This window comes from Nocardiopsis coralliicola (assembly GCF_054779695.1).
In genome coordinates, this window is sequence record NZ_BAAGXT010000018.1 from 39082 (window position 1) to 60576 (window position 21495).

Annotated in this window: 24 protein-coding genes; 11 read left to right on the plus strand and 13 right to left on the minus strand. The window is 74.1% G+C overall.

Annotated elements, in window-relative coordinates; all coding sequences use genetic code 11:
* Positions 1 to 92: 92 nt before the first annotated feature.
* Positions 93 to 629, minus strand: a complete 537-nt coding sequence (locus tag ACYVGT_RS14785; protein WP_460858408.1) for a GtrA family protein — start codon at positions 627 to 629, stop codon at positions 93 to 95.
* Positions 630 to 924: 295 nt separating this feature from the next.
* Here ACYVGT_RS14785 and ACYVGT_RS14790 point away from each other — a divergent pair, with 295 nt between their 5' ends.
* Together ACYVGT_RS14790 and purE are read left to right on the plus strand one after the other, a co-directional pair.
* Positions 925 to 2079, plus strand: a complete 1155-nt coding sequence (locus ACYVGT_RS14790; RefSeq protein WP_460858520.1) for a 5-(carboxyamino)imidazole ribonucleotide synthase — start codon at positions 925 to 927, stop codon at positions 2077 to 2079.
* Positions 2080 to 2108: 29 nt separating this feature from the next.
* Complete coding sequence (purE, locus tag ACYVGT_RS14795) at positions 2109 to 2612, plus strand: 5-(carboxyamino)imidazole ribonucleotide mutase (protein WP_460858522.1); 504 nt, start codon at positions 2109 to 2111, stop codon at positions 2610 to 2612.
* Here the strand turns inward: purE and ACYVGT_RS14800 are convergent.
* The 9 genes from ACYVGT_RS14800 to ACYVGT_RS14840 all read right to left on the minus strand — a co-directional run bounded on the left by ACYVGT_RS14800 (position 2567) and on the right by ACYVGT_RS14840 (position 9914).
* Positions 2567 to 2839 carry a helix-turn-helix domain-containing protein gene (locus ACYVGT_RS14800; protein WP_460858411.1) on the minus strand — a complete coding sequence of 91 codons (273 nt, stop codon included), beginning with the start codon at positions 2837 to 2839 and terminating at the stop codon, positions 2567 to 2569. The two genes, purE and ACYVGT_RS14800, sit on opposite strands and share 46 nt — an antisense overlap.
* Positions 2839 to 3426 carry a DUF2975 domain-containing protein gene (locus ACYVGT_RS14805; RefSeq protein ID WP_460858413.1) on the minus strand — a complete coding sequence of 196 codons (588 nt, stop codon included), beginning with the start codon at positions 3424 to 3426 and terminating at the stop codon, positions 2839 to 2841. The genes ACYVGT_RS14800 and ACYVGT_RS14805 overlap by 1 nt, the downstream gene beginning before the upstream one ends.
* A 96-nt stretch (positions 3427 to 3522) precedes the next feature.
* A complete protein-coding gene (locus ACYVGT_RS14810; RefSeq protein WP_460858416.1) occupies positions 3523 to 4101 on the minus strand; it encodes a hypothetical protein in 579 nt (192 codons plus the stop codon).
* A gap of 125 nt (positions 4102 to 4226) precedes the next feature.
* The gene (locus ACYVGT_RS14815; protein ID WP_460858418.1) at positions 4227 to 4673 is read right to left on the minus strand and encodes a CoA-binding protein; all 447 of its coding nucleotides are present in this window, start codon (positions 4671 to 4673) and stop codon (positions 4227 to 4229) included.
* 127 nt (positions 4674 to 4800) lie between these two features.
* Positions 4801 to 6123: a UDP-glucose dehydrogenase family protein gene (locus ACYVGT_RS14820; RefSeq protein ID WP_460858420.1), complete on the minus strand. Its 1323-nt coding sequence runs from the start codon at positions 6121 to 6123 to the stop codon at positions 4801 to 4803.
* A 328-nt stretch (positions 6124 to 6451) separates the two neighbouring features.
* Complete coding sequence (locus ACYVGT_RS14825) at positions 6452 to 7027, minus strand: hypothetical protein (protein WP_460858423.1); 576 nt, start codon at positions 7025 to 7027, stop codon at positions 6452 to 6454.
* 246 nt (positions 7028 to 7273) lie between these two features.
* The gene (locus ACYVGT_RS14830; RefSeq protein ID WP_460858425.1) at positions 7274 to 7894 is read right to left on the minus strand and encodes a hypothetical protein; all 621 of its coding nucleotides are present in this window, start codon (positions 7892 to 7894) and stop codon (positions 7274 to 7276) included.
* 34 nt (positions 7895 to 7928) lie between these two features.
* On the minus strand, positions 7929 to 8156 hold the full coding sequence (locus ACYVGT_RS14835) for a hypothetical protein (RefSeq protein ID WP_460858427.1): 228 nt from the start codon (positions 8154 to 8156) through the stop codon (positions 7929 to 7931).
* Positions 8157 to 8399: 243 nt separating this feature from the next.
* A complete protein-coding gene (locus ACYVGT_RS14840) occupies positions 8400 to 9914 on the minus strand; it encodes an LCP family protein (RefSeq protein WP_460858430.1) in 1515 nt (504 codons plus the stop codon).
* Positions 9915 to 10207: 293 nt separating this feature from the next.
* Here ACYVGT_RS14840 and ACYVGT_RS14845 point away from each other — a divergent pair, with 293 nt between their 5' ends.
* The gene (locus tag ACYVGT_RS14845; protein ID WP_460858524.1) at positions 10208 to 11215 is read left to right on the plus strand and encodes a glycosyltransferase family 2 protein; all 1008 of its coding nucleotides are present in this window, start codon (positions 10208 to 10210) and stop codon (positions 11213 to 11215) included.
* 308 nt (positions 11216 to 11523) lie between these two features.
* On the opposite strand, the gene ACYVGT_RS14850 is transcribed toward ACYVGT_RS14845, so the two are convergent.
* Both ACYVGT_RS14850 and ispD read right to left on the minus strand, forming a co-directional pair.
* Entirely contained in the window at positions 11524 to 12393 is an 870-nt protein-coding gene (locus tag ACYVGT_RS14850) for a glycerophosphodiester phosphodiesterase (RefSeq protein WP_460858432.1), read from the minus strand.
* Positions 12390 to 13115, minus strand: coding sequence for a 2-C-methyl-D-erythritol 4-phosphate cytidylyltransferase (gene ispD / locus ACYVGT_RS14855; RefSeq protein ID WP_460858434.1), 726 nt, complete (start codon positions 13113 to 13115; stop codon positions 12390 to 12392). Before ispD ends, ACYVGT_RS14850 begins: the two co-directional genes overlap by 4 nt.
* Positions 13116 to 13555: 440 nt before the next feature.
* Here ispD and ACYVGT_RS14860 point away from each other — a divergent pair, with 440 nt between their 5' ends.
* From ACYVGT_RS14860 to ACYVGT_RS14895, 8 genes are all read left to right on the plus strand, one after another.
* Positions 13556 to 14383, plus strand: a complete 828-nt coding sequence (locus ACYVGT_RS14860) for an ABC transporter permease (RefSeq protein WP_460858436.1) — start codon at positions 13556 to 13558, stop codon at positions 14381 to 14383.
* The gene (locus ACYVGT_RS14865; protein ID WP_460858438.1) at positions 14383 to 15297 is read left to right on the plus strand and encodes an ABC transporter ATP-binding protein; all 915 of its coding nucleotides are present in this window, start codon (positions 14383 to 14385) and stop codon (positions 15295 to 15297) included. The genes ACYVGT_RS14860 and ACYVGT_RS14865 overlap by 1 nt, the downstream gene beginning before the upstream one ends.
* A gap of 320 nt (positions 15298 to 15617) precedes the next feature.
* A complete protein-coding gene (locus tag ACYVGT_RS14870) occupies positions 15618 to 16244 on the plus strand; it encodes a hypothetical protein (RefSeq protein WP_460858441.1) in 627 nt (208 codons plus the stop codon).
* A 3-nt stretch (positions 16245 to 16247) separates the two neighbouring features.
* A complete protein-coding gene (locus ACYVGT_RS14875; protein ID WP_460858442.1) occupies positions 16248 to 16883 on the plus strand; it encodes a DUF5941 domain-containing protein in 636 nt (211 codons plus the stop codon).
* A 16-nt stretch (positions 16884 to 16899) separates the two neighbouring features.
* Complete coding sequence (locus tag ACYVGT_RS14880) at positions 16900 to 17631, plus strand: phosphocholine cytidylyltransferase family protein (protein ID WP_460858444.1); 732 nt, start codon at positions 16900 to 16902, stop codon at positions 17629 to 17631.
* Positions 17632 to 17636: 5 nt separating this feature from the next.
* Complete coding sequence (locus tag ACYVGT_RS14885) at positions 17637 to 18689, plus strand: iron-containing alcohol dehydrogenase family protein (protein ID WP_460858527.1); 1053 nt, start codon at positions 17637 to 17639, stop codon at positions 18687 to 18689.
* Positions 18667 to 19437 carry a CDP-alcohol phosphatidyltransferase family protein gene (locus ACYVGT_RS14890; protein ID WP_460858530.1) on the plus strand — a complete coding sequence of 257 codons (771 nt, stop codon included), beginning with the start codon at positions 18667 to 18669 and terminating at the stop codon, positions 19435 to 19437. The genes ACYVGT_RS14885 and ACYVGT_RS14890 overlap by 23 nt, the downstream gene beginning before the upstream one ends.
* Positions 19438 to 19855: 418 nt before the next feature.
* Positions 19856 to 20758 (plus strand): glycosyltransferase family 2 protein, encoded by a 903-nt coding sequence (locus ACYVGT_RS14895; protein ID WP_460858446.1) that lies wholly within the window; start codon positions 19856 to 19858, stop codon positions 20756 to 20758.
* Between the two features lie 86 nt (positions 20759 to 20844).
* Here ACYVGT_RS14895 and ACYVGT_RS14900 read toward each other — a convergent pair whose 3' ends face one another.
* Positions 20845 to 21489 carry a malonic semialdehyde reductase gene (locus ACYVGT_RS14900; protein ID WP_460858448.1) on the minus strand — a complete coding sequence of 215 codons (645 nt, stop codon included), beginning with the start codon at positions 21487 to 21489 and terminating at the stop codon, positions 20845 to 20847.
* Between the last annotated feature and the right edge of the window lie 6 nt (positions 21490 to 21495).

A 21495-nucleotide genomic window follows, 5' to 3' on the forward strand; every position in this document is an offset into this window, starting at 1 on the left:
GGGCGGAGCCGGCCGAAACTGCGCCCGCGGCGGAGCGGTGCCTGTGCTGGGGCCCGGTGCCCCGGAGGCGGTGCAGGGAGGCTGCGGCGCGGTCAGGCGCCGGTCCGGTCGGCGTCCTCTGCGGGCCGGGGAAGGGGGGCGACCAGCCCGGTCTGCCCGGCCCGCCCGGGAGGCTCCGGTCGGCGCTTCCCGGTGCGGTGCTCCTCGGGGAAGACCCAGGTGCGGTAGGAGAAGAACCGGAAGAGGGTGCCCAGGCCGACGCCGACGACGTTGCCGGAGATGTTGCGCGCCAGCGTGCCGTCTAGGCCGAGCACGTACAGCGTGAACCCGAGGCAGCTGACCTGGATGAGCATGCCGACGCCGTTCATCGCGAGGAACAGCGCCGTCTCGCGGCCGTAGCCGGTCCGCGCCCGGTGCTTGAACGTCCAGAACCGGTTGCCGAGGAACGCGACGGCGATCGAGCAGGCCGTGCCGACCACCTGGCCCAGCAGCGCGCCGCTGCCCTGGGCCCAGAGCAGGTTGGTCAACCCCAGCTGGACGATGTAGGCGGCGCCGCCGACCGAGCCGAACTTGCCGACCTCGGCGGCCAGCGCGGCGAGCCGCGGGCGGCGGGCGAGGAACCGGCGCACGGCGGCCTCCCGGGAGCGGCGGTCGATGGGCGCCTCCGACTGTAGCCTGCCCCGGCGGCGGGCCGGCCGGGCGCCCGGCGCTGCACCGGTTTCCGGCCGGCCGCGCGGGCGGCGCTGAACCGCAGGTCCCTGCAGGCCAGGGGCGGCACGCCGGCCCGGGCAGCGAAGCCGCCCTTGGGCCGGGGCCGGTCCGGCGCAGGTCCTAGACTTCTTCCGGAATGACCACCGGCGGTGAGGCGGAGAAGCAGCAGTGGCGGCAGCAGAAGCACAGGCAGCACGGGCGCAGGCGCCGGCGGTGGAGCGGATCGGCGGAGTGCCCCGGGTGGGTATGGTCGGCGGCGGCCAGCTGGCCCGGATGACCCAGCAGGCGGCGATCGCGCTCGGCGTCGACCTCGCGGTGCTCGCCGGGGACCCGGCGGAGAGCGCGGCGCGCGTCGTCGGCCGCACCGTCCTCGGCAGCGACCGCGGGATGGACGACGTGGCGGCGTTCGCGGCCGGCGTCGACATCGTCACCTTCGACCACGAGCACGTGCCCCAGGAGGTCCTGCGCCGGCTGGAGGCCGACGGGGCGAGGGTGCGCCCCGGCGCCGACGCGCTGCTGCACGCCCAGGACAAGCTCGCCATGCGGACCCGAGGCGCCGAGCTCGGCCTGCCCGCGCCGCGCTGGCGCGCCGTCGCCGGCCCCGCCGAGATCGCCGCGTTCGCCGAGGAGGCCGGCTGGCCGCTGGTGCTGAAGGCGGCGAGCGGCGGCTACGACGGCAAGGGCGTCTGGGTCGTGGACGGCCCGGACGACGCCGCCGACGTGGTCCGCGGCGCCACCGAGGCCGGCGTCCGGCTGCTCGCCGAGGAGAAGGTGGACTTCGTCCGCGAGCTCGCCGTGCAGGTCGCCCGCTCGCCCTACGGCCAGGCCGCCGTCTACCCGGTGGTGGAGACGGTGCAGCGCGGCGGGGTGTGCCGCGAGGTGATCGCCCCGGCGCCCGGCCTCGACCCGGACACCGCCATCGCCGCCCAGGAGCTGGCGATCGAGCTCGCGCACTCCCTCGGCGTGGTCGGCCTGCTCGCGGTGGAGCTGTTCCAGACCGCGGACGGCATCGTCGTCAACGAGCTCGCAATGCGCCCGCACAACTCCGGCCACTGGACGATCGAGGGCGCCCGCACCTCGCAGTTCGAGCAGCACCTGCGGGCCGTGCTGGACCTGCCGCTGGGGGCGCCGGAGACCGCCGCCCCGGTCACGGTGATGGCGAACCTGCTCGGCGGCAGCGACCCCGACCTGTTTCGCCGGTTCAACCACGTCATGGCGAAGGACCCCGGCCTGAAGGTGCACTTCTACGGCAAGCAGGTGCGCCCGGGCCGCAAGATCGGGCACGTCACCGTGCTCGGCGACGACCGCGACGACCTGCTCGCCCGCGCACGGGACGCGGCGGCCTATCTCAAGGGAGACGATTCGTGACCGCTACCGAGCCGACCGTCGGCATCGTGATGGGCAGCGACTCCGACTGGCCCGTGATGCGCGAAGCCGCCGCGGCGCTGGAGGAGTTCGACGTCCCGTTCGAGGCCGACGTGGTCTCCGCGCACCGGATGCCGCACGAGATGATCGCCTACGGGTCCGAGGCGGCCGACCGCGGCCTGCAGGCCATCATCGCCGGCGCCGGCGGCGCCGCGCACCTGCCCGGCATGCTCGCCTCGGTGACTCCGCTGCCGGTGATCGGAGTGCCCGTGCCGCTCAAGCACCTGGACGGGATGGACTCGCTGCTGTCGATCGTGCAGATGCCGGCCGGCGTCCCGGTCGCCACCGTCGCCGTCGGTGCGGCCCGCAACGCGGGCCTGCTCGCCATCCGGATGCTCGCCGCGAACGACCCCGCGCTCCGCGCCCGGATGGCCGACTTCCAGTCCGAGCTCAAGCGCCTCGCCCAGGCCAAGGGCGAGCGGCTGCGTCGTCAGGTCTCCGAAGGCAGCCCGGAGGTCGGGTTCTCCGCCCGGTAGCCGATCAGGTCGCCCGGGGTGCACTCCAGCGCCGCGCACAGCCGGGCCAGGGTGGAGAAGCGGATCGCCCTGGCCCGCCCGTTCTTCAGTACCGATAGGTTGACCGGCGTGACACCGACCCGCCGGGACAGCTCGGCGAGGCTCATCCCGCGCTCGGCGAGCAGCGCGTCGAGGTGGATGGTGATGCCGTCGGCGCTGTCGGTGCTGCCCTCGGCCTCATCCGCCATCACACCGTCCCTTCGAGGTCGGCGCGCATCGCGGCGCCGCGCCGGATGATCTCGGCCGCGGCGAGCATGCCGGCGCCGAAGGCGAGCACGCCCAACGGCACCGTATAGGCCAGCGCGAATCCGCCGACCGGGGAGGCTGCGAGCAGGACCGCGCCGGCGACGGCGTCGGCCAGCGCCGAAGCGAGGCCGCCCAGGACCGCCAGCATCCCCGCCGCACGCAGCCGCCGGGCGACCAGCAGGCTGAACGGCTCGGTCTTGGCGGCGCCGAGAGCGCGGGTGAGCAGCAGCGCGCACGCGAGGGAGAACCCCGCCCCGATTAGCGATGCGCCTCCCCTGACCAGGTAGTCGGCGGTGGAGGGGTCGGTGAGGTACAGCTCGGTGGTTCCCGGCTCGACGCCGGGCGGCAGTGCGTCCGCAACGGTGTCCGGGACGGCCTCGACGGTGACCTGGAAGAGCGGGAGGTGCACACCGAGGGCGGCGGCAGCCATGGTGGCGGCGAGTATCGCAACGGTGAAAACCAGGACGGCAGAGACGGACGAGGCGGCGAAGTGCAGCGCGCTGAGCCAGCGGGTGCGGGGCGGGGGCATCGCGCCCTACCTATCGAATATCGATGTTATCGAAAAACGATAGCAACGACATTCGATAGGTACAACCCCGGTCCTTCCGGAGCGGCGAGGGGCGGGTCAGGGGTTCTCGCCCCACTCGGACCAGACCTCGTCCGGGATGAGAGAGACGAGTTCGGTGAGGGCGTGCAGGCGGGCGACCAGGGCGCTGGGCGAGCCGTCGGCTCCCGTCGTGATGATCCGGTCGCCGTCGACGATGAGATCGGTGAGGGCGTGCTCGCGGGCCTGGCCGACCACCGGGTCGGCGAGTAGGGCGACCGCGTAGTCGCGGTCGCGGGCCTCGGCCCGCAGCGCGTCGTGGTCCTGCACGTACAGGTAGGGCAGCCGGCGCGGGAGCCCCACCGTGTACACCGCCAGCGGCGGCGCGGTCCCGGTGACGTAGTCGAAGATCGTGAACGGCCGGCCGCCGTGGAAGCCGGAGACCGCGTTGCGCACCCGGCCGAGCGGCCCCGGCGGCAGCGCCGTGCGCGGCCAGCCCAGCAGTGCGCGCTGGTCCGAGGCGGCGAAGGTCCAACCCTGCTCTTGGGCGAACGCCGCCCGGCCCGCGGCGCGGTCGTCGGTGGCGGGGGACGGGGATGCGGCGCCGCTGCCGCCGGCCGGGGGGCCGTCCGGTGCGGAGCCCTTTCTGGAGAGTCGCATGCTCCAGCCCTACCCCGCGCGCCCACCGCCACCCGCGGGGGGTGCGTCCGGTGCGGGCGCCCGGTACCCCGGGGGCGCTCCTGCTGTGCCGCGGGGGGGGGGGGGGGGCGGCCGCGACCGGCCGGTCAGTCCTGCGCGGAGCCCATGATGCGCGGCCACTCGATCGCCGGGCAGCGGTCCATGACCATGGTGCGGCCCGCCGCGCGGACCCGCGCGGCCGCGGCCTCGTCGACCACGCCGAGCTGGAACCAGACGGCGCTCACGTCGTCGCGGAGCAGCGCCGCGTCAGCGCTCTCGCCGGCCTGGTCGGAGCGGCGGAACACGTCGACCACGTCGACGCGGAACGGGATCTCGGCGAGCGAGGCGTAGCCCTGCTCGCCGTGGACCACCGCGGCAGACGGGTGGACCGGGACGATGCGCTTGCCCACCGACTGCAGGAAGCGCGCCACGCCGTAGGCGGGCCGGTCCGGGTTGGCGCCCAGGCCGACCACCGCCCACACCTCGGTCTCCGACAGCACGCGCCGGATCTCGTTGTCCCGCAGCCCGGGATCGATCACGGGGTCAGTCTCCATGCGGCCATTGTGGACCATCCGCGGTGTACATCCCCGCAAATCCGGCGTTCTGCGCATGGCGCGGCATGCCGGATCCGGCGGGAGGCAGCAGAGCACCGCTGCGCTCTGAGCACGCCGCCCCGGTGCCCTAGGGCCGGCCGAGGGCGCGGTAGGTCCAGCCGTGCGAGCGCCAGTGCTCCGGGTCGAGCACGTTGCGCCCGTCCACGATGCGCTGCTGGCGGACGACCTTGGCGAGCTCGTCGGGGTCGGCGTCGCGGAACTCGGTCCACTCGGTGAGCAGCAGCACGACGTCGGCGTCGCGTACCGCCTCCAGCATCGAGTGCGCGTAGTGCAGCTCCACGTGCTCGCGCTGCGCCCGCTCCAGCGCCTCCGGGTCATAGACGGTGACCCGGGCGCCCAGGGACGCGATGGTGGAGGCCACGTCCAGCGCCGGCGAGTCGCGGATGTCGTCGGAGTTGGGCTTGAACGCCGCACCGAGCACGCCGACCGTGCGGCCGGCGAAGCCGCCGCCGATGAGCTCGCGGGCGATGTCGACGGTGCGGGCGCGGCGGCGCTGGTTGATCGCGTCGACCTCGCGCAGGAAGGACAGCGCCGGCTCGACGCCCAGCTCGTCGGCGCGCGCCATGAACGCGCGGATGTCCTTGGGCAGGCAGCCGCCGCCGAAGCCGAGGCCCGGGCCGAGGAACTTGCCGCCGATCCGGTCGTCGTAGGAGAGCGCCTCGGCGAGCCGCATCACGTCGGCGCCGGCCGCCTCGCTGACCTCGGCCATCGCGTTGATGAAGGAGATCTTGGTGGCGAGGAAGGCGTTGGCGGAGATCTTCACCAGCTCGGCCGTCTGCAGGTCGGTGACGAGGAAGGGCACGCCTTCGGCGATCTGGGGTGCGGAGACTTCGCGCATGGCGTCTTCGACCCGGGGGGAGTCGGTGCCGATCACGATGCGGTTGGGGTGCAGGGTGTCGGTGACGCCGAAGCCTTCGCGGAGGAACTCGGGGCTCCAGCCGAGTTCGACGCTGTCGCCGGCCGGGGCGATGGCGCGCAGGCGGGCGGCGAGCACGGCTGCGGTGCCGACCGGGACGGTCGATTTGCCGATGACGACGGCGGGGCGGCGCAGCCGCGGGCCGAGGGACTCCACGGCGGCCTTGACGTAGGTGAGGTCGGCGGCGCCGGAGTCGTCGCGCTGGGGGGTGCCGACGCAGATGAAGTGGATGTCGCCGAATTCGGCGGCCTCGTCGTAGTCGGCGGTAAAGCGGAGGCGGCCGGCCTCGATGTTGCGGGCCAGCACCTCTTCGAGGCCGGGTTCGTAGAACGGGACGCGGCCGGCCGAGAGGGTTTCGATCTTGGCCGGGTCGACGTCGACGCCGAGCACCTCGAAGCCGAGCTCCGCCATGCACGCGGCGTGCGTGGCGCCGAGATAGCCGGTGCCGATCACGGTGATCTTGCTGCGCGCCACTGGTCCGTCCTTTCAACTGATCCGGAGCAGTCCTCCGATGCCCACCCCTCGGACCGAGCCGTTCACTAAGGAGCGTTCCCCGGATGGACCGGGTGGCGAACCCACGCAGCGGTCCGATGTCGGCGGGTGCGGCGGCCTGCCGGGTGCGAGGCCGGACCAAGGGTACCGCCGTGCACATGCGGCACAGCCGAGGCCCCGGTCGCGCGCCTCCGGCGCAGGACAGGCGGGGTGTGCCGGGGCCGAGCAGCGCCGGCGAAGCGTTCTGACCAGCGCCGGCGCTGGCCGCGCGGTGCCGTGGCGGGGAGCGGTGGGGTGCCGGGAGCGTCCCTCAGCGGGCGTCGCCGCGCAGCGGGGGCGGCGGGGCGGTGGAATCCCACAGTTGGTCGTCGGCGGCGCTGCGCTGCTGTGCGACGCGCACGTTCTGGACGCCGTCCTCCCAGTCGTCCCGTTGGTCGACGAGACCGGCGTAGCCCTCCAGCGGCAGGTCGAGCGAGCGCCACCGGCTCGGGAAGAGGGCCGACATGGTGAGCGCGGCGCCGACCGCGGTGAGCGCCGGCCCCCACGCGAACCACGGGGCGGCCCCGCCGGGAGGTTCGGCGAGCGCGGCAGCGGCCGGCACCGCGCCGTGCGCACCGATCATGTCCAGCACCCCCACCGCGCCGACGGCCAGCCCGGGCACGAGCGCCGCCAGCGGCGAGATGCGCGACCCCATGAGAATGCCGAGCAGGATGCCGACCAGCGCGGCTGCGGCGAGCGGCCCGGTCCATCCTGGTGCGCCGGCCAGCAGGCGGTCGGCGCCGGCGGCCTCGACCCAGCCGGGCGCCCAGGCGATCCCGAGCGTGACGGCCGGGACCGCGGCGAGCCCGGTGACGAACCCTGCGACGTGCCGCGCGGTGGTGGACATCGGACAACCCCGCCTCTCGGTGGACCGCTGTGCAGCCCACGGTAGATCGGCGGCGTCCGCGGGGCCAGTGACCTGGCCCGTGGCGCCCCGGCGCGCCGTCCACGACCGTCCCATCGGCCCCATACGCTCCGTTCTGGCCGAACCCGGCCGCAGCCGGGTTCCCCGCCCGCTTCCGGGCCGTCCGCCCGGCGGCTGCGGCGGGCCGGCGGCGGTGCCGCCGCGCTGCGGCGGACACCGCTGGGGCGGTCAGCGGCGGAACTCGCGGGTCTCGTGCGAGGTGGGGCCGGCGGCGCCCTTGCTCCAGCCGCCGCCGGGGTCGCGGGAAAACGGGGTGGTGGTGCGGTCGGGGTCGAGGGGCCGCTCGCCGCCGAAAGCCGGCTCGGGCGCAGCGGCGGGCTCCGGTTCCGGTTCCGGCGCGGGTGCGGGAACCGGCGGGGCCGGGGGCGGGGGCGGCGGAGCGGCCTCCGGCCGCGTCGGCGTGCGCCACCGGGACGGCGCCATGGCCGCGACGAAGAAGAGCGTCCCGAGCAGCAGGCCGGCGGGCAGGGCGGGGCCGGCGGGATGCGGCGGGGACCCGTCGGGGATCCAGGAGGGGATGCTGTCCGGAGCGCTGATCGCCCACACGCCATAGCCCAGCAGCAGCACGCCCGACACCAGCGGCGCCATCGGCGAGACGCGGGCTCCGGCCGCGACACCGCCGGCGATCCCCACCGCCATCAGCGTCCCCAGCTGCACCGAGCCTGCCGCGGTGTCGATCCCGGTCGCCGAGGTGTGCTCACCCAGCGCCGACATCGCCCACCCGGCGCCGAACCAGGCCAGCGGCGCGAAGACGACCCCTGCCAGCAGGCCGAAGAGATGGCGGACCATGCGTGCCTCCTTCCTCGTGCCGCGCCAGCGGGGCCTACCGCGCGTCCTTGGCGGCGCCGCCGAACGCGCCGACGGCGGCTCCCAGAGCGAACATCGCCGCCTCGTCCTCGTTCATCCGGACAATGCCTGACACGAGTTTGACAGCGTAGGGGCGCGCACCGTTGCGTTCGATCTCCACGCCATCGATGACGCCCTGGGCGTGGAGCAGCCGCAGCGCCTCCACCACCTGGCGGGGACGGTCTCCCTCGGAAAGCAGCGCCATGACGCCACCCTAGATCGTTGCCGGGAATCGCTGAACCAGCTGCGGCCGCGTCCCGCCCTGGGCCGATACCGGCGGGCCGGAGCGGGCCCGGCTGCCTGCCGGCGCCCCACTGCGCTGCCCCCCCCCGGCGCCCCCTGCGGAGTCCCCCCTCAGCCGGAAGGCGAGGGGGACGGCGGCCCCGCCCGGTTCCGCCGAGCCGGCGCCAGGGCGCCGTCCGCCGCGGGCACCGACCGTGGACCCGCCCTAGGAGCAGACGTTGTCGCGCGCCGTCTTGGCCTCCTGGCCCGGGCCGGATTCCGGATCGGACGGGGAGGCGGGGGCCTCGCGCACGCTGGCGGGCAGCGGTTCGACGGCGGTGAAGTCGAATCCGAGGACCACCTGGACTTCGTTGCGGAGGGTGTCGTCCTCCTCCAGCTCGGCGCCGGGCAGGGTGCGGGCGACCAGTTTCGCCGCCGCCTCCTCATTGGGGGCGTGGCGCACGATCGTCGTCTCCACGTCCCGGCTGCTCCAGTTCTGCGCCTGGCCCGGCACGTCGAAGCCCTGGTCGGTGAGGCCGGCGGCGGCCTCACCCCCGATCCCCGGCGTCCCGATGCCGTTGAACACCTGGACCGTCACCTCGCCCGGCGCCGGCGGCTGACTGCTCCCGCCGCCTTCGCCGTCAGCCTTCTCCCCGTCGCCGGCGCCGCCCTCCAGCGGCTGGTCCTTGGTGATCCGCTGGAACAGGCCGGCCGCTTCCGGGCGGTCCCACAGCACGGCCGAGTCGCCGCGCGGCGTGGTGTAGGCCGGGTCCTCGATCGGCACCGTCGTGAACGTGACGTCGTCCAGCCCGATCGAGCGCAGCTGCCCGCCGAGCTCGTTGATGGTGGCGGTGTCCAGACCTTCGTCCACGGTCACCGTGCCCAGCGCCGTCTCCAGGAACGTCGCGAACCGGTCCGGGTCGGACAGCGTGTCACTGCTCATCGCCGACTCCAGCAGCGCCGCGATGACCTGCTGCTGCCGGTCGATCCGGTCCAGGTCGCCGCCCTCCGTCTGGCGGGTGCGGGCGAACGCCAGCGCCTCGCTGCCGTCCACCGTGTGCGTGCCGGCGGACATGTCGAGCTTGGCCTTCTCATCCGAGATCGCCTCGGGCAGGCACACCTCGATCCCGCCGAGCGCGTCCACCACGTCCACGAACCCGCCGAAGTCGATCTCCACGTAGTGGTCGATGCGCACGCTGGTGGATGCCTCGACGGTCTCGACCGCCAGCTGCGGGCCGCCGTAGGCGTAGGCGGCGTTGATCTTGTCCTTGCCCTCGCCGGGCACGTCCACCCACGAGTCGCGCGGGATGCCGACCACCGTGAGTGCGTCCCGCTGCTCGTTGAGGTGCACCAGCATCATCGTGTCCGACCGGCGCCCCTCCGCGCTGCCGACGCCCAGGTCGCTCTGTGCCGCACCGTCCATGCCCTCGCGCGAGTCAGAGCCGATGACGAGGAAGTTGAGTGCGCCGGTCGGCCCGGCGTCCGGCCGGTCGCCGAGGGTGCCGAACACGTCGAACCGGCTCATCTGCCCGGACACCCATCCGGTGATCGCCCACGCGGTGCCGGATGCCAGCAGCACCAGCACCGACATCGTCCCGGCCAGCAGCAGTGCGAACCGCCGCCGCCGCACCGGGCCCGGCGGCGGCACCGGGCCGCGCCGCCCGCCGTCCTCGGGAGGCGTCGGCGAAGAGCGAACCCGACGGAACGCCTCCTGCCCGTCGTCACCGCTGCGCTCGCCCACTGGGTGTCCTCCAGCCCCCTGATGACCCCTGGCTCCCGATTCCCAGGTTGTCATCCGATCCACCGAACCGTCGGCCGCGCGGGCACCGGCGTGTTGTCGTACCGTCCGCCGGCGCCGCGCGGCTCCGGCAGTCCTGCCCGCGCTCCGCCGGGTTCACTCGGCGCCGGCTGTTTCGGACGCCCCGGCGGGCCCGCACGGTTCCGCACCCCGGCCCCGCACGGAGTGCCGGGACCGTCGCGCGGTGCAGTACCGTAACGACGGAAATCCGACCCGTGCGATCCGTGGGAAGTCCTGTGACCTGGCCGGCCGTATCCGTCGTCATGCCCGTCCTCAATGAGGAGCGCCACCTCGAGGCCGCGGTGCGCCACGTCCTCGCCCAGGACTATCCGGGCGAGCTCGAAGTGGTGCTCGGTGTGGGGCCCTCGGCCGACCGCACCCGGGAAGTCGCCGACGGTATCGCCGCAGCGGACCCGCGGGTGGTCGTCGTCGACAACCCGACCGGCCGCACCCCGTCCGGCCTCAACGCCGCGATCGGCGCCTCCTCGCATCCGATCGTGGCCCGCATCGACGGCCACGCCATGATGCCCGGGGACTACCTGCGGGTGGCCGTGGAGACGCTGCAGTCCTCCGGCGCGGACAACGTCGGCGGGATCATGGCGGCCGAAGGCGAGACGCCGTGGGAGCGCGCGGTCGCCGCCGCGATGACCTCCAAGATCGGGGTCGGCAACGCCCGCTTCCACACCGGGGGCGAGGGCGGTCCCGCCGACACCGTCTATCTGGGCGTGTTCCGCCGCACCGCGCTGGAGCGCGTCGGCGGCTACGACGAAGCCTTCCTGCGCGCCCAGGACTGGGAGATGAACCACCGCATCCGCGAATCGGGCGGAACCGTGTGGTTCGAGCCGCGCATGCGGGTCTCCTACCGGCCGCGGCCCACCGTGGGCAAGCTCGCCAAGCAGTACTTCCACTACGGCCGGTGGCGGCGGGTCGTATCCCGCCAGCACCCGGGCACCATCAACCTGCGCTACCTGGCGCCGCCGGCCGCCCTGGCCGGCATCGCGGTCGGCCTGGCCGGCGGGTTCTACTGGTGGCCGTTCTGGCTGGTGCCGGCCGGCTACCTGGCGGCCGTCACCGCGGCGACGCTGCCGCTCGGCAAGGGGCTGGGTCTGAGCGGCCGCGCCTTCGTCCCGGTGGCGCTGGCCACGATGCACATGGCGTGGGGCGCCGGCTTCATCACCAGCCCGCCGAGCCTGGGCGCCGACTCCCGCACCGCGCGCGCCCGCCGCGCGGAATCCCGCAACTGACCCAGAGCGTGCGGGTGGGCGGCTGCCCTGCTGCGCACCGCCCCGGCACGCCCCTCGCGTGCCCCCTCAGCCGGGGAGGCGGGCAGGAGGAGCGGGGTCCCGCCCCGCCCCCTCGCCGGCCGTGTGCCGGCTGCGCCTGGCCGCACCGCGCGCGGCGAACGCTGCCACACGCCTTGGACGACCGGGCCGGAAGGGCGGCACGGTCGCGACGCCGCCACCCCCTGGCGGCTCCGTACGGCCCTGCTGCGTGCGGCCCACCGCGTATCCGCGCCCGGGGCGCGCACCGCCCCGGGGCACGGCTCTGCGCGTCAACCGGACGCTGTGCCGCCCCCACCGTGTGCGCTGCCGCTCCCGCCGGCCGGGTCCGGATCGGCGGAGGCGGCGTCCGGTGCGGCCGCGCTCCCGCCGCCGCGCAGCGCGGCGACCGTCCCGGGGACGTCGTCCACCACGACGGCGTCCACCCCGGCGGCGGCGAACCGCACCGCGTCGACCGGGTCCGGGCACCAGCACAGCACCTGGAGGCCGGCCCGGTGCGCGATGTCCACGGTCGCCTCCGGGCTGCGCCGCCCGGGCCGCGGAGCATCCCCGGTGCGGCCGAACGAGCGCGCGTCGATCGCCACCAGCGGGCAGCCCATTCCGGCCGCACCCGCCACCGCCTGGTCGAGCGGGTTGCGCACATAGGGCATCCACGCCGTGGGCACCTGCGGTGCTGCGCGCTGCACGTGGAGCAGCACGGAGGGGTCGAACGAGCAGACGAACAGGCTGCGCCGCTCCGCCTCGCGCAGCAGCACCGGTGTGAGCAGTCCCATCGTGGTGTCCGCCGCAGCGTCGACCGCGTCCTCCATGACCGTCTTCACGTCGACGTCCAGCGCGGCGTCCGCCGGCAGCGCGTCCAGCGCCTCGTCGAGGCCGGCCAGCCCGCGCGCGCGGCATTCGGCGGCGGTCAGCTCGATGATCGGCCGGCCGTCCGCCAGCGCCGCATCGTGGTGCAGCACCAGCGCGCCGTCGGCGGTGCGGCGGACGTCGATCTCGACCCGGTCCGCGCCGGCGCCGAGCGCGGCCCGGTAGGACCCGACGGTGTTCTCCCGGAACCCGCCGGCCGTGCCGCGGCCCAATCCGCGGTGCCCGATGACCTCGACCGGGGACAGCGCCGGCGCGACCGGCTGCGCCGCGCTCACTGCAGGGCCTTCCGCTGGGACAGCAGCGCCTCGGCGACCTCGATGTCCCCCGGGTGGGTGATCTTGATGTTGTCCTCCGTTCCGCGCACCAGCGCCACCCGCTCGCCCGGCAGGTAGCGCAGCACGATGCCGCAGTCGTCGGTGGCGACCAGCTCCGGGTCCTGCAGAGCGCGTGCGTAGGCGCGGCGCAGCACGCCCAGCCGGAAGCCCTGCGGGGTCTGCATGCGGCGCAGCAGGGTCCGGTCGGGGACCGCGGTGATGGCCTCGGTGCCGTCGCCGCACTGCTCGACATGGACGACCGTGTCGGAGGCGGGCACGCCCACCCCGGCCGCCCCGTCGGCGTCCAGCGCCGCCACCACGGCCCGCACGGTGCCGGCGTGCACCAGCGGGCGCACTGCGTCGTGGATCAGCAGCAGGTCGCCGTCGCCCCGGTCGGCGACCGCGGACAGTGCCGCCACCGAGCTGCCGGTGCGCGTCTCGCCGCCTTCCAGTACCGCGGTCACCTTCGAGCACCCCTGCTCGGCGGCGATCCGCTCGGCCGCCGGGCGGTGCCCCGGCGCCATGACGAGGACGATCTCGTCGACCTCGGGCGCGGCCTCGAACGCGGCGAGGGAGTGCGCCAGCACCGGCCGCCCCGCCAGCGGGAGCAGCTGCTTGGGCAGGGGGCCGCCCATCCGGGCCCCGACGCCCCCGGCGAGGACCGCCGCCGTCACGTGCGGCATCGCGCACCTCTCTCGGTGGAAGGCCGGGCGCGGTGCCCGGTCGGCCCGCTCCGGGCCGCCACCGACGAATCTACGAGGTTGCCGGGCCCGGCCGGGAACGGGCTGCCGTGCCGCGCCCGCTGCGCTGCCCGGCCGGTGCGGCGCCCGAGCGGCGGCAGGGGAACGGTCGCGGAAACAATCGCCCCGCGCGGAAGGATCGCGTCCGCAGCCCCGGTAGCCTTGTCACGCCCGGGGCGGTGCCGCATCATTCGCGGCCCGGTTCCTCGGCCCCCGGGCAATCAGGCCCCGAACCGCACGGCCGTCCGGGCGAGCGCCCGTGAGCGGCCCGCCGCTGCGCCCCGCGGCGTGCACGGTTCACCCCCCGGTCGGCCCCCGCGTCCCCCCGTCGCGTCCGGCCGGGCCGCAGAAGTGGCAGAGCGCACACCCTCAAGGAGGTGGCGGTGGCGTCAAGGGCGCTGTCCGTCTGGCAGAACCGGCAGGTCGTGAGCCTCCTGGTCAGGCGAGACCTGAAGGTCAAGTACCAGAAGTCGATCCTCGGCTACGCGTGGTCGATGCTCGAGCCATTGGCAATGGCCGGCGTCTACTTCTTCGTGTTCGGGCTGATCTTCAACACGAACCGCGGCGTCCCCGGCGGCGATGACGCGCCAGGCGGCTACCTGCTCTTCCTCATCTCGGGGCTGCTGCCCTGGCTGTGGTTCAGCTCCGCCCTCAACGAGGCGCCGAAAGCCCTCATCTCGCAGGCCAAGCTCATCACCACGATGAAGGTGCCGCGGGAGATCTTCCCCATCGCCGTGGTCACCCGCGGTTTCGTGGACTACCTGTTCACCTGGCCGGTCCTGCTGCTGTTCGTGTTCGCGCTGGGCGGCCAGACCCACCTCATGGGGCTGCTCGTCTGGCTCCCGCTGGCGCTGCTCGTGCAGTACGCCTTCACGCTCGGTGTGACGATGCTGCTGGCCTCGGTCAACGTGCTCGTCCGCGACGTCGAGCGGATCGTCCGTATCCTGAACCGTGTCCTGTTCTACGCGTCGGCGATCATCATCCCCTCCGGAATGGTGCTCGACTCCGACGCGTTCCCCCAATGGTTCAAGGTGCTCTACGAGCTCAACCCCCTCCTCGGCATCTTCAAGATGCACCACGCGGTCTGGTACCCCGCCGATGCGCCGAACGCGTTCATCCTGGGCACCTCGATCGGGGGCGCGCTCATCGCCCTTATCGTCGGATACTGGACGTTCCGGCGGTTGGAGACGTCCGTCCTGAAGGAGTTGTGATGGCGGAACCGGTCATCGAGGCCACGAACCTCGGCATTCGGTTCGCGATGAACCGCCGGCGCAAGCGCAGCCTGCGGGAGATGTTCATCCACGGAACCAAGCGCGACCCCAACCCCGAGGGGAACGACTTCTGGCCGCTGCGCGGGATCTCCTTCGACGTCGCCGCCGGCGACTGCGTCGGCATCGTCGGCAAGAACGGCACCGGCAAGTCGACGCTGCTGAAACTCATCGCGGGCGTCCTCATCCCCGATGAGGGCTCGGTCACCGTGCGCGGCAAGGTGGCCCCGCTGCTGGAGCTGCGGGCCGGCTTCAACGACCAGCTGACCGGCCGCGAGAACGTGCACCTGGTCGGCTCGCTGCACGGCATGAGCCCGGAGATGCTCGAGCAGAAGTTCGACGAGATCGTCGAGTTCGCCAACCTCCGCAGCGGCTACATCGACATGCCCGTGCGGCACTACTCCAGCGGCATGAAGGTGCGGCTCGGCTTCGCGCTCATCTCCCAGCTCCAGCACCCGGTGATGCTGGTGGACGAGGTCCTCGCCGTCGGCGACAAGGCGTTCCGCAAGAAGTGCTACGAGGCGATCGAGCGGATGCTGGAGAACAACCGCACCATGGTCCTCGTCTCGCACAACGAGGGCGACCTCAAGCGGTTCTGCAACCGCGGCCTCTACGTCAAGGAGGGCCGCCTGGAGCTGGACGCCGACATCCAGACCTCGCTGGCCGCCTACAACGAGGACACCAAGGCCGAGCTCGAGGCCGCCAAGCACGAGGCCGCGGAGCGGAAGCGCAGGGCCGAGGCGAAGAAGAGGAAGGCCGAGGAGAAGAAGGCGGCCGAGGAGCCGGGGAAGAAGAAGGACGGCGAGCAGGACGCCGACGGCGCCGCGGACCGCAAGGAGAACGGCGAAGCCGCGTGACGCCCGCGGCCCGGCCCCGGCGCAACGGCCGGCCGCACTTCCCCTCCCGCTGACAGCGCAGCTTGACTGGGCCCCCGGTGCACCGCGCACCGGGGGCCCAGGGCGTGCCGGGTCCGCAGCTGCGCGCCGCCGCCTCTCCCGATCCGCTCCGAACGGCCCGCAGGAAGCCGGACCGTGCCCTCCGCGCCGGTGCGCGCTCCCGGGCCGCTCCGGTCTGCGGTGCGGTGTCGGCTTTCGCTCCCCGTGTGCCGGTGTGTGTCGACGCTTGCCCGAACGGCCGTTTCGGGTGACGCTCGGTACACGGGAGCAGAGGAGGGGCCGTGACCAGTGCGTTCGGTCTGCGGCGGCGCGCCGCAGCGTGGACACCGGTGCGGCTCGCGCCGCCCACCGCAGCGGTGCCGGTCCAAGTGGGCGCGGTACTCGCCGTGCTCGCCGCCGTCTGGTTCGCCGGCGGCGACCTGCGCGGCGCCATCGCGGGCTCGGCGCTGCTCGGCGCGGTGCTCGCTGCCGACGCGGTGCGGGACCACTCCGTGCCCGACGCCTACTCCGGCTGGCTCGCCACCGCGCTCGGCCGGCTCCGGGAGTACGCCGTCTACGCGGGGCTCGCCGTCGGCGGCACGGCGTCCGGTGTCGAGGACGCATGGGCCTGGGGTGCCGGCGCGCTCATCGCGCACGCACTCCGGGACACCGCGGCCACCGCGCCGGAGCCGCTGCGCTCCTCCGGCTCCACCCGGCGCGCCAGGTCCGGCGCGCGGCCCGCGGCGGCGCTCGCTCCCGGCCCGCTCCGCGCCGCCGCGGCGTTCCCGGTCCCCCTCCGGTTCGCCGTGATCGCGGTGACCGCGGTGACCGCCGATGCCCGGGTGACCTTCATCGCACTGATTACCGGCTGTTCCGTCGCGGTGGCCGCTGCGCTCGCCGACCCCCGGCCGGGCGCGACCGAGAGGTAGGGCATGCCCGCATACCCCGATCCGTCGACCGCCGCACCCGACGGCATCAGATTCCTGCGTGATGATGGTCACGTCAGCCGGTGGCTCGGAGCGCTGGCCGCCGGTGCGCTTCCGCCGCTCCCGCCCGCGCTGACGGCCGCCGCGGTCACCGCGGTGCTCCTCGCCGTCGGCTTGGGGGCTTCGACAGGCATTACGCTGTTCGCACCGGTGGCCGCCCTGCTGCTGACGGGGCTGGCCTCGCGCCACCCGCACAGCGGCCGGCACGACCGGGCCGTGCTGCCCCTGCTCCGCGGAACCGAGTATCTTTACCTGCTCGCCCTCGGATTCGGGGCCGGCGTCCCGGGTCCGCTGGTGTTCGTACTCTTGACCGTGGTGGTCCTGCACCACTGCGATACCGTCTCCCGGGCGCGCCGCGCGGCCGGTCCCCCCGACCGGTTCCAGCGCGCCATGCTCGGCTGGGACGGCCGAATGCTGCTGATCGCCGCCGCCGGCGCACTGGGCTGGCTCCCGTTCGCCTACGGCGCGCTCGCGGGCTACCTCGCGGTGCTGCTCGCCTGGGAGCTCCGGTTCACCCCCGTGGCCGGCCCGGCGGACATCCCGCGAAACGTACGGGGAGGCGCCGACGCCTCCACGACCTAAGGAGGAACGCGCGTACATGCTCGGTATGGTTCTTGCGGCCGGAGCCGGCCGGAGGCTGCGCCCCTACACCGACACGCTCCCCAAGGCGCTGGTGCCGGTCGACGGCGAGACCACCATCATGGACATCTCGCTGCGCAACCTGGCGGCCGCGGGCCTGACCGACGTCGTCGTCGTCGTGGGCTACTGCGCGAACGCCGTTGAGGAGCGCAAGGCGGCGCTGGAAGAGCGCCACGGCGTGAAGATCACCCTGGTCTACAACGACAAGGCCGAGGAGTGGAACAACGCCTACTCCCTGTGGACCGCGCGCGACCACTTCGCCGAGGGCGTGCTGCTGGTCAACGGCGACACCGTCCACCCGGTGAGCATCGAGGAGACCCTGCTGGCCGCGCGCGGCCCGGAGCTCCTGCTCGCGGTCGACAACGTGAAGTCCCTCGGCGACGAGGAGATGAAGGTGACCCTGGACGCCACCGGGCACCTCACCAGGATCACCAAGCTCATGGACCCGGCTGAGGCCGCGGGCGAGTACATCGGCGCCACCCTCATCGAGGGCTCGATCGCCGGCCGCCTCGCCGACGCGCTGAAGGCCACCTGGGAGCGCGACCCGCAGCTCTACTACGAGGACGGCTACCAGGAGCTGGTGAACCGCGGCGGCAAGGTCGCCACGGCCCCCATCGGCAAGGTCGACTGGGTCGAGGTCGACGACCACACCGACCTGGAGCGCGCCCGGGAGATCGCATGCCGCTACTAGCCCGGATGCTGCCCTCACCCCTCACCATCGACGTCCGCCGCGGGGCCATCGCCTCGCTCGGTTCGGTCCTCTCCGACCGGCGGATCGCGACGGAGGGGCGCATCGCCGTGGCCGTGGGGCCCGGCCAAGGGGCCCAGATCGCCGCCGACCTCGACCTGCCCAACTGCGAGGTGTTCCAGGTCGAGGGCGGCAGCGTGGACACCGCCGCCGACCTCGGCAAGAAGCTGCGGGCCGGCGCCTACGAGGCGGTGGCCGGCATCGGCGGCGGCAAGACGATCGACGTCACCAAGTACGCGGCCTCCATGGCCGGCGTGCCGATGGTCGCGGTCGCCACCAACCTGGCGCACGACGGGATCTGCTCCCCGACGGCGTCGCTGGAGCACGAGAGCGGCAAGGGCACCTACGGCGTGTCCATGCCGATCGCCGTCGTCATCGACGTCGACTACGTGCGCGCCGCGCCGCAGCGCCTGGTGCGCTCCGGCATCGGCGACGTGATCAGCAACCTGTCGGCGATCGCCGACTGGGAGCTGGCAGGCCGCGAGCAGGGCGAGCCGGTCGACGGCATGGCCGTCACCTTCGCCCGGGTCGCCGCGGAAGCGGTGCTGCACCGGCGCGACTCGGTGGAGGACCAGGAGTTCCTGACCGTCCTCGCCGAGGCGCTGGTGCTCTCCGGCATGGCGATGTCGGTCGCCGGGTCGTCCCGGCCGGCCAGCGGCGCCTGCCACGAGATCCTGCACGCGATCACGCACCTCCACCCGGGGGTGAGCAACCACGGCGAGCTGGCCGGCATCGGCGCGCTGTTCGCGTCGTTCCTGCGCGAGCGGTACCTGCCCGAGTCCGGCGGCCCGCGCGTCGCCGACCTGCGGGACTGCCTGCTCCGCCACGGGCTGCCCACCCTCCCCGCCGACGTGGGCCTGGACCTGGACCAGTTCGTCCAGGCGGTCGCGCACGCACCGGCCACCCGCCCCGGGCGCTACACCGTGCTCGAGCACCTCGACCTGTCCGAAGCCGAGATCGCGCGGATCGCGGGTGAGTATGTCGAAGCCGTCGGTCGCTGAAGTCCGCGCCGGCGGGCAGCCGGCCGGGATCAAGGAGCGCGTCAACGAGGAGCACTGGGCCGGCCGCCTCTACATGCGCGACCTCTCGCCCTACCTCAGCGCGTTCTTCATCCGGCTCGGCGTGCCGCCGAACCCCATCACCTACCTGATGATGGCGTTCGGCGTGCTCGCCGGCGTCGTGGTCGCCTTCGGCGGCCTGGGGGCGGCGATCGCCGCCTTCCTGATGGTGCAGATCTACCTGCTGCTGGACTGCAGCGACGGCGAGGTCGCGCGCTACACCGGGCGGACCAGTGTCGCCGGCATCTACCTGGACCGGATCGGCCACTACCTGTCCGAGGTTGCGCTGCTGATCGGCCTGGGCATCCGCGCCCAGGGCGAGTTCGCCGCGGGCGGATGGGTGATCGCGGGCATGGCGGCGGCGCTCGGCGCCGCCCTCATCAAGGTGGAGACGGACAACGTCGTGGTGGCCCGCGCGAAGGCGGGGCTGCCGGAGAAAATCTCCGAAGCGGCGATGGCGCCGCGCTCGGCGGGGCTGGGGCTGGCCCGCCGCGCTGCTGCCGCGCTCCGGTTCCACCGCGCGATCCAGGCGGTGGAGCTGTCCATCCTGGTGCTCGCCGCGGCCGTCGTGGACGCCTTCCTGGGCGACCTCGCGGCAACGCGCATCCTGATGGCGGTCTGCGTCGCCATCGCGGCACTGCAGACCGTGCTGCACCTGGTCAGCGTCCTGGCGTCGCGGCGCCTGGAGTAGCCGCTGCGCCGGCGCCGCCCTCCAGCGGCGGCGCGGGCGCCGCCGGCCGCGCTCCTGCGGCGCGGCACCGCCCGGCCCGCTCCCCGCTGCGCTCCGCAGCTCTGGCCGGCCGGCCGCGCCCCCGGCACGGAAGCAGCCGCACGCGCTCCGGTGCGCACCCCGGCACGCCCCGCAGTACCGCCGCGCGCCTTATCCGGCCGTTAGGGCGCGGCTGCGAAGGTAACCTTGGGTCCGACCGCTGCGCACGCCGCATTCAGCGGCACGCCACCCGGCGTCCGCCTGCGAGCCCGCGCGCGGCCTGCCCACCCAGACTCTTCCCTGGTCCCTGTCCGTTCGTCGATCGGTGGACATGCCTCGCCCTGCTTCGGAATCCACAGTCCCGGGAGCCGCCGTCTCCGAGCCCGCTCCGTCGGACCCGGTGCCCGACCCGGCCCGCGGGCCGGCCGGCGCGCGCCGCGACCGGCCGTCGATCTCCTGCATCGTGCTCACCATGGGCAACCGCCCGGCGGAGCTGCGCCGCGCGATCGACAGCGTGACCGAGCAGCGGGACGCTGAGATCGACGTCATCGTCGTCGGCAACGGTGCTGACCTGCCTGAACTGCCGGACGGCGTGTCCACCCTGCGGCTGGCCGAGAACGTCGGCATCCCCGAAGGGCGCAACCAGGGCGCCGCCGCCACCGATGGCGACATCCTGCTCTTCCTCGACGACGACGGCTGGTACCGCTCCCGCGACCTGGGCCGGCACATCGCCCGCCGGTTCGCCGAAGACCCGCGGCTGGGCGCGCTGTCGTTCCGCATCGCCGACCCGGACGGCGGCCCCGACCAGCGGCGGCACGTGCCGCGGCTGCGCGCCGGGGACCCGGCCCGGTCCAGCCGGGTCACCACGTTCCTGGGCGGCGCGTGCGCGATCCGCCGGACCGCCTTCGAGGCCGGCGGCGGGCTGCCGGGCGACTTCTTCTACGCCCACGAGGAGACCGACCTCGCGTGGCGGATCATCGATGCCGGCTACGACATCGAGTATGACGCCGAGGCGGTCATGTACCACCCGGCAGTGGCACCCACCCGGCACGCCGACTTCTTCCGGCTCAACGCCCGCAACCGCGTCTGGCTGGCCCGCCGCAACCTGCCGTGGCCGGTCGCGGCGGTCTACCTGGCCGACTGGGCCGTGCTCACCGTGCTGCGCGAGCGCTCGGCGGCGAAGCTGCGCCCGTGGTTCGCCGGCTTCCGCGAAGGCTGGCGAGAGGAGGCGGGGCCGCGTACCCCCATCTCCTGGTCCACGGTGTGGCGGATGACCCGGCTCGGCCGCCCGCCGGTCATCTGACCGGCAGCGGCGGGCGTCCGGCAGCCCGACACGGAAAGGCCCCGCAGGGCACGATCCCTGCGGGGCCTTCTGCTTCCGGCAGGCCGTCAGAACTCCGTGTAGACGTCGTCGAACTCGAACCGGGGCAGGCGCGGGAACTGCGGGTGGTCGGCGCCCGGGTTGCCGATGTTGACGACCATGAAGGTGCGGTGCTCGGTGCCGGCGAAGAACTCGGCGTCGATTCCGGCGGCGTCGAAGCCGGCCATCGGGCCGGCGGCGAGCCCCGCCGCGCGCACGCCGATGATGAAGTAGGCGGCCTGCAGGGCGGCGTTGAGGCCGCCGGCGCCGGTCCGCGCGGCCGGGTCGGCGAATGCGCCCGCGATCACCTCGCCGCGGCCCGGGAACACCTCTTCGCCGCGCAGGTGGAAGTCGTGGTCGGTGGCGAGCACCGCGACCAGCGGCGCCCCGACGGTCTTGGCCCGGTTCCCCTCGGCCATCAGCGGGCCGATCCGGCGGCGGCTCTCCTCGGAGCGGAGCAGGGCGACGCGCAGCGGCTGGATGTTCATCGCGGTCGGGCCGTACTTCACCAGGTCGTGCACGGCGCGCATCTGCGCGTCGCTGACCGGCTCTGCACTGAAGGTGTTCGCCGTGCGGGCCGCGCGGAACAGCAGGTCCTGCGCGTCCTTGCCGAGTGCGAGCAGGTCATCGGTTGACGCGTCGGCGGTGGTATCGGCGGCGGGGTCGTGCAGCAAAGCGGG

Coding starts and splice junctions, on each gene's coding strand:
- ACYVGT_RS14890 (WP_460858530.1), top strand. CDS start 18,667: ATGTCGAAGCCGTCGGTCGCTGAAGTCCGCGCCGGCGGGCAGCCGGCC.
- ACYVGT_RS14830 (WP_460858425.1), bottom strand. CDS start 7,894: ATGGTCCGCCATCTCTTCGGCCTGCTGGCAGGGGTCGTCTTCGCGCCG.
- ACYVGT_RS14835 (WP_460858427.1), bottom strand. CDS start 8,156: ATGGCGCTGCTTTCCGAGGGAGACCGTCCCCGCCAGGTGGTGGAGGCG.
- ACYVGT_RS14810 (WP_460858416.1), bottom strand. CDS start 4,101: ATGCGACTCTCCAGAAAGGGCTCCGCACCGGACGGCCCCCCGGCCGGC.
- ACYVGT_RS14805 (WP_460858413.1), bottom strand. CDS start 3,426: ATGCCCCCGCCCCGCACCCGCTGGCTCAGCGCGCTGCACTTCGCCGCC.
- ACYVGT_RS14865 (WP_460858438.1), top strand. CDS start 14,383: ATGGCGGAACCGGTCATCGAGGCCACGAACCTCGGCATTCGGTTCGCG.
- ACYVGT_RS14875 (WP_460858442.1), top strand. CDS start 16,248: ATGCCCGCATACCCCGATCCGTCGACCGCCGCACCCGACGGCATCAGA.
- ACYVGT_RS14885 (WP_460858527.1), top strand. CDS start 17,637: ATGCTGCCCTCACCCCTCACCATCGACGTCCGCCGCGGGGCCATCGCC.
- purE (WP_460858522.1), top strand. CDS start 2,109: ATGGGCAGCGACTCCGACTGGCCCGTGATGCGCGAAGCCGCCGCGGCG.
- ispD (WP_460858434.1), bottom strand. CDS start 13,115: ATGCCGCACGTGACGGCGGCGGTCCTCGCCGGGGGCGTCGGGGCCCGG.
- ACYVGT_RS14800 (WP_460858411.1), bottom strand. CDS start 2,839: ATGGCGGATGAGGCCGAGGGCAGCACCGACAGCGCCGACGGCATCACC.
- ACYVGT_RS14825 (WP_460858423.1), bottom strand. CDS start 7,027: ATGTCCACCACCGCGCGGCACGTCGCAGGGTTCGTCACCGGGCTCGCC.
- ACYVGT_RS14880 (WP_460858444.1), top strand. CDS start 16,900: ATGCTCGGTATGGTTCTTGCGGCCGGAGCCGGCCGGAGGCTGCGCCCC.
- ACYVGT_RS14815 (WP_460858418.1), bottom strand. CDS start 4,673: ATGGAGACTGACCCCGTGATCGATCCCGGGCTGCGGGACAACGAGATC.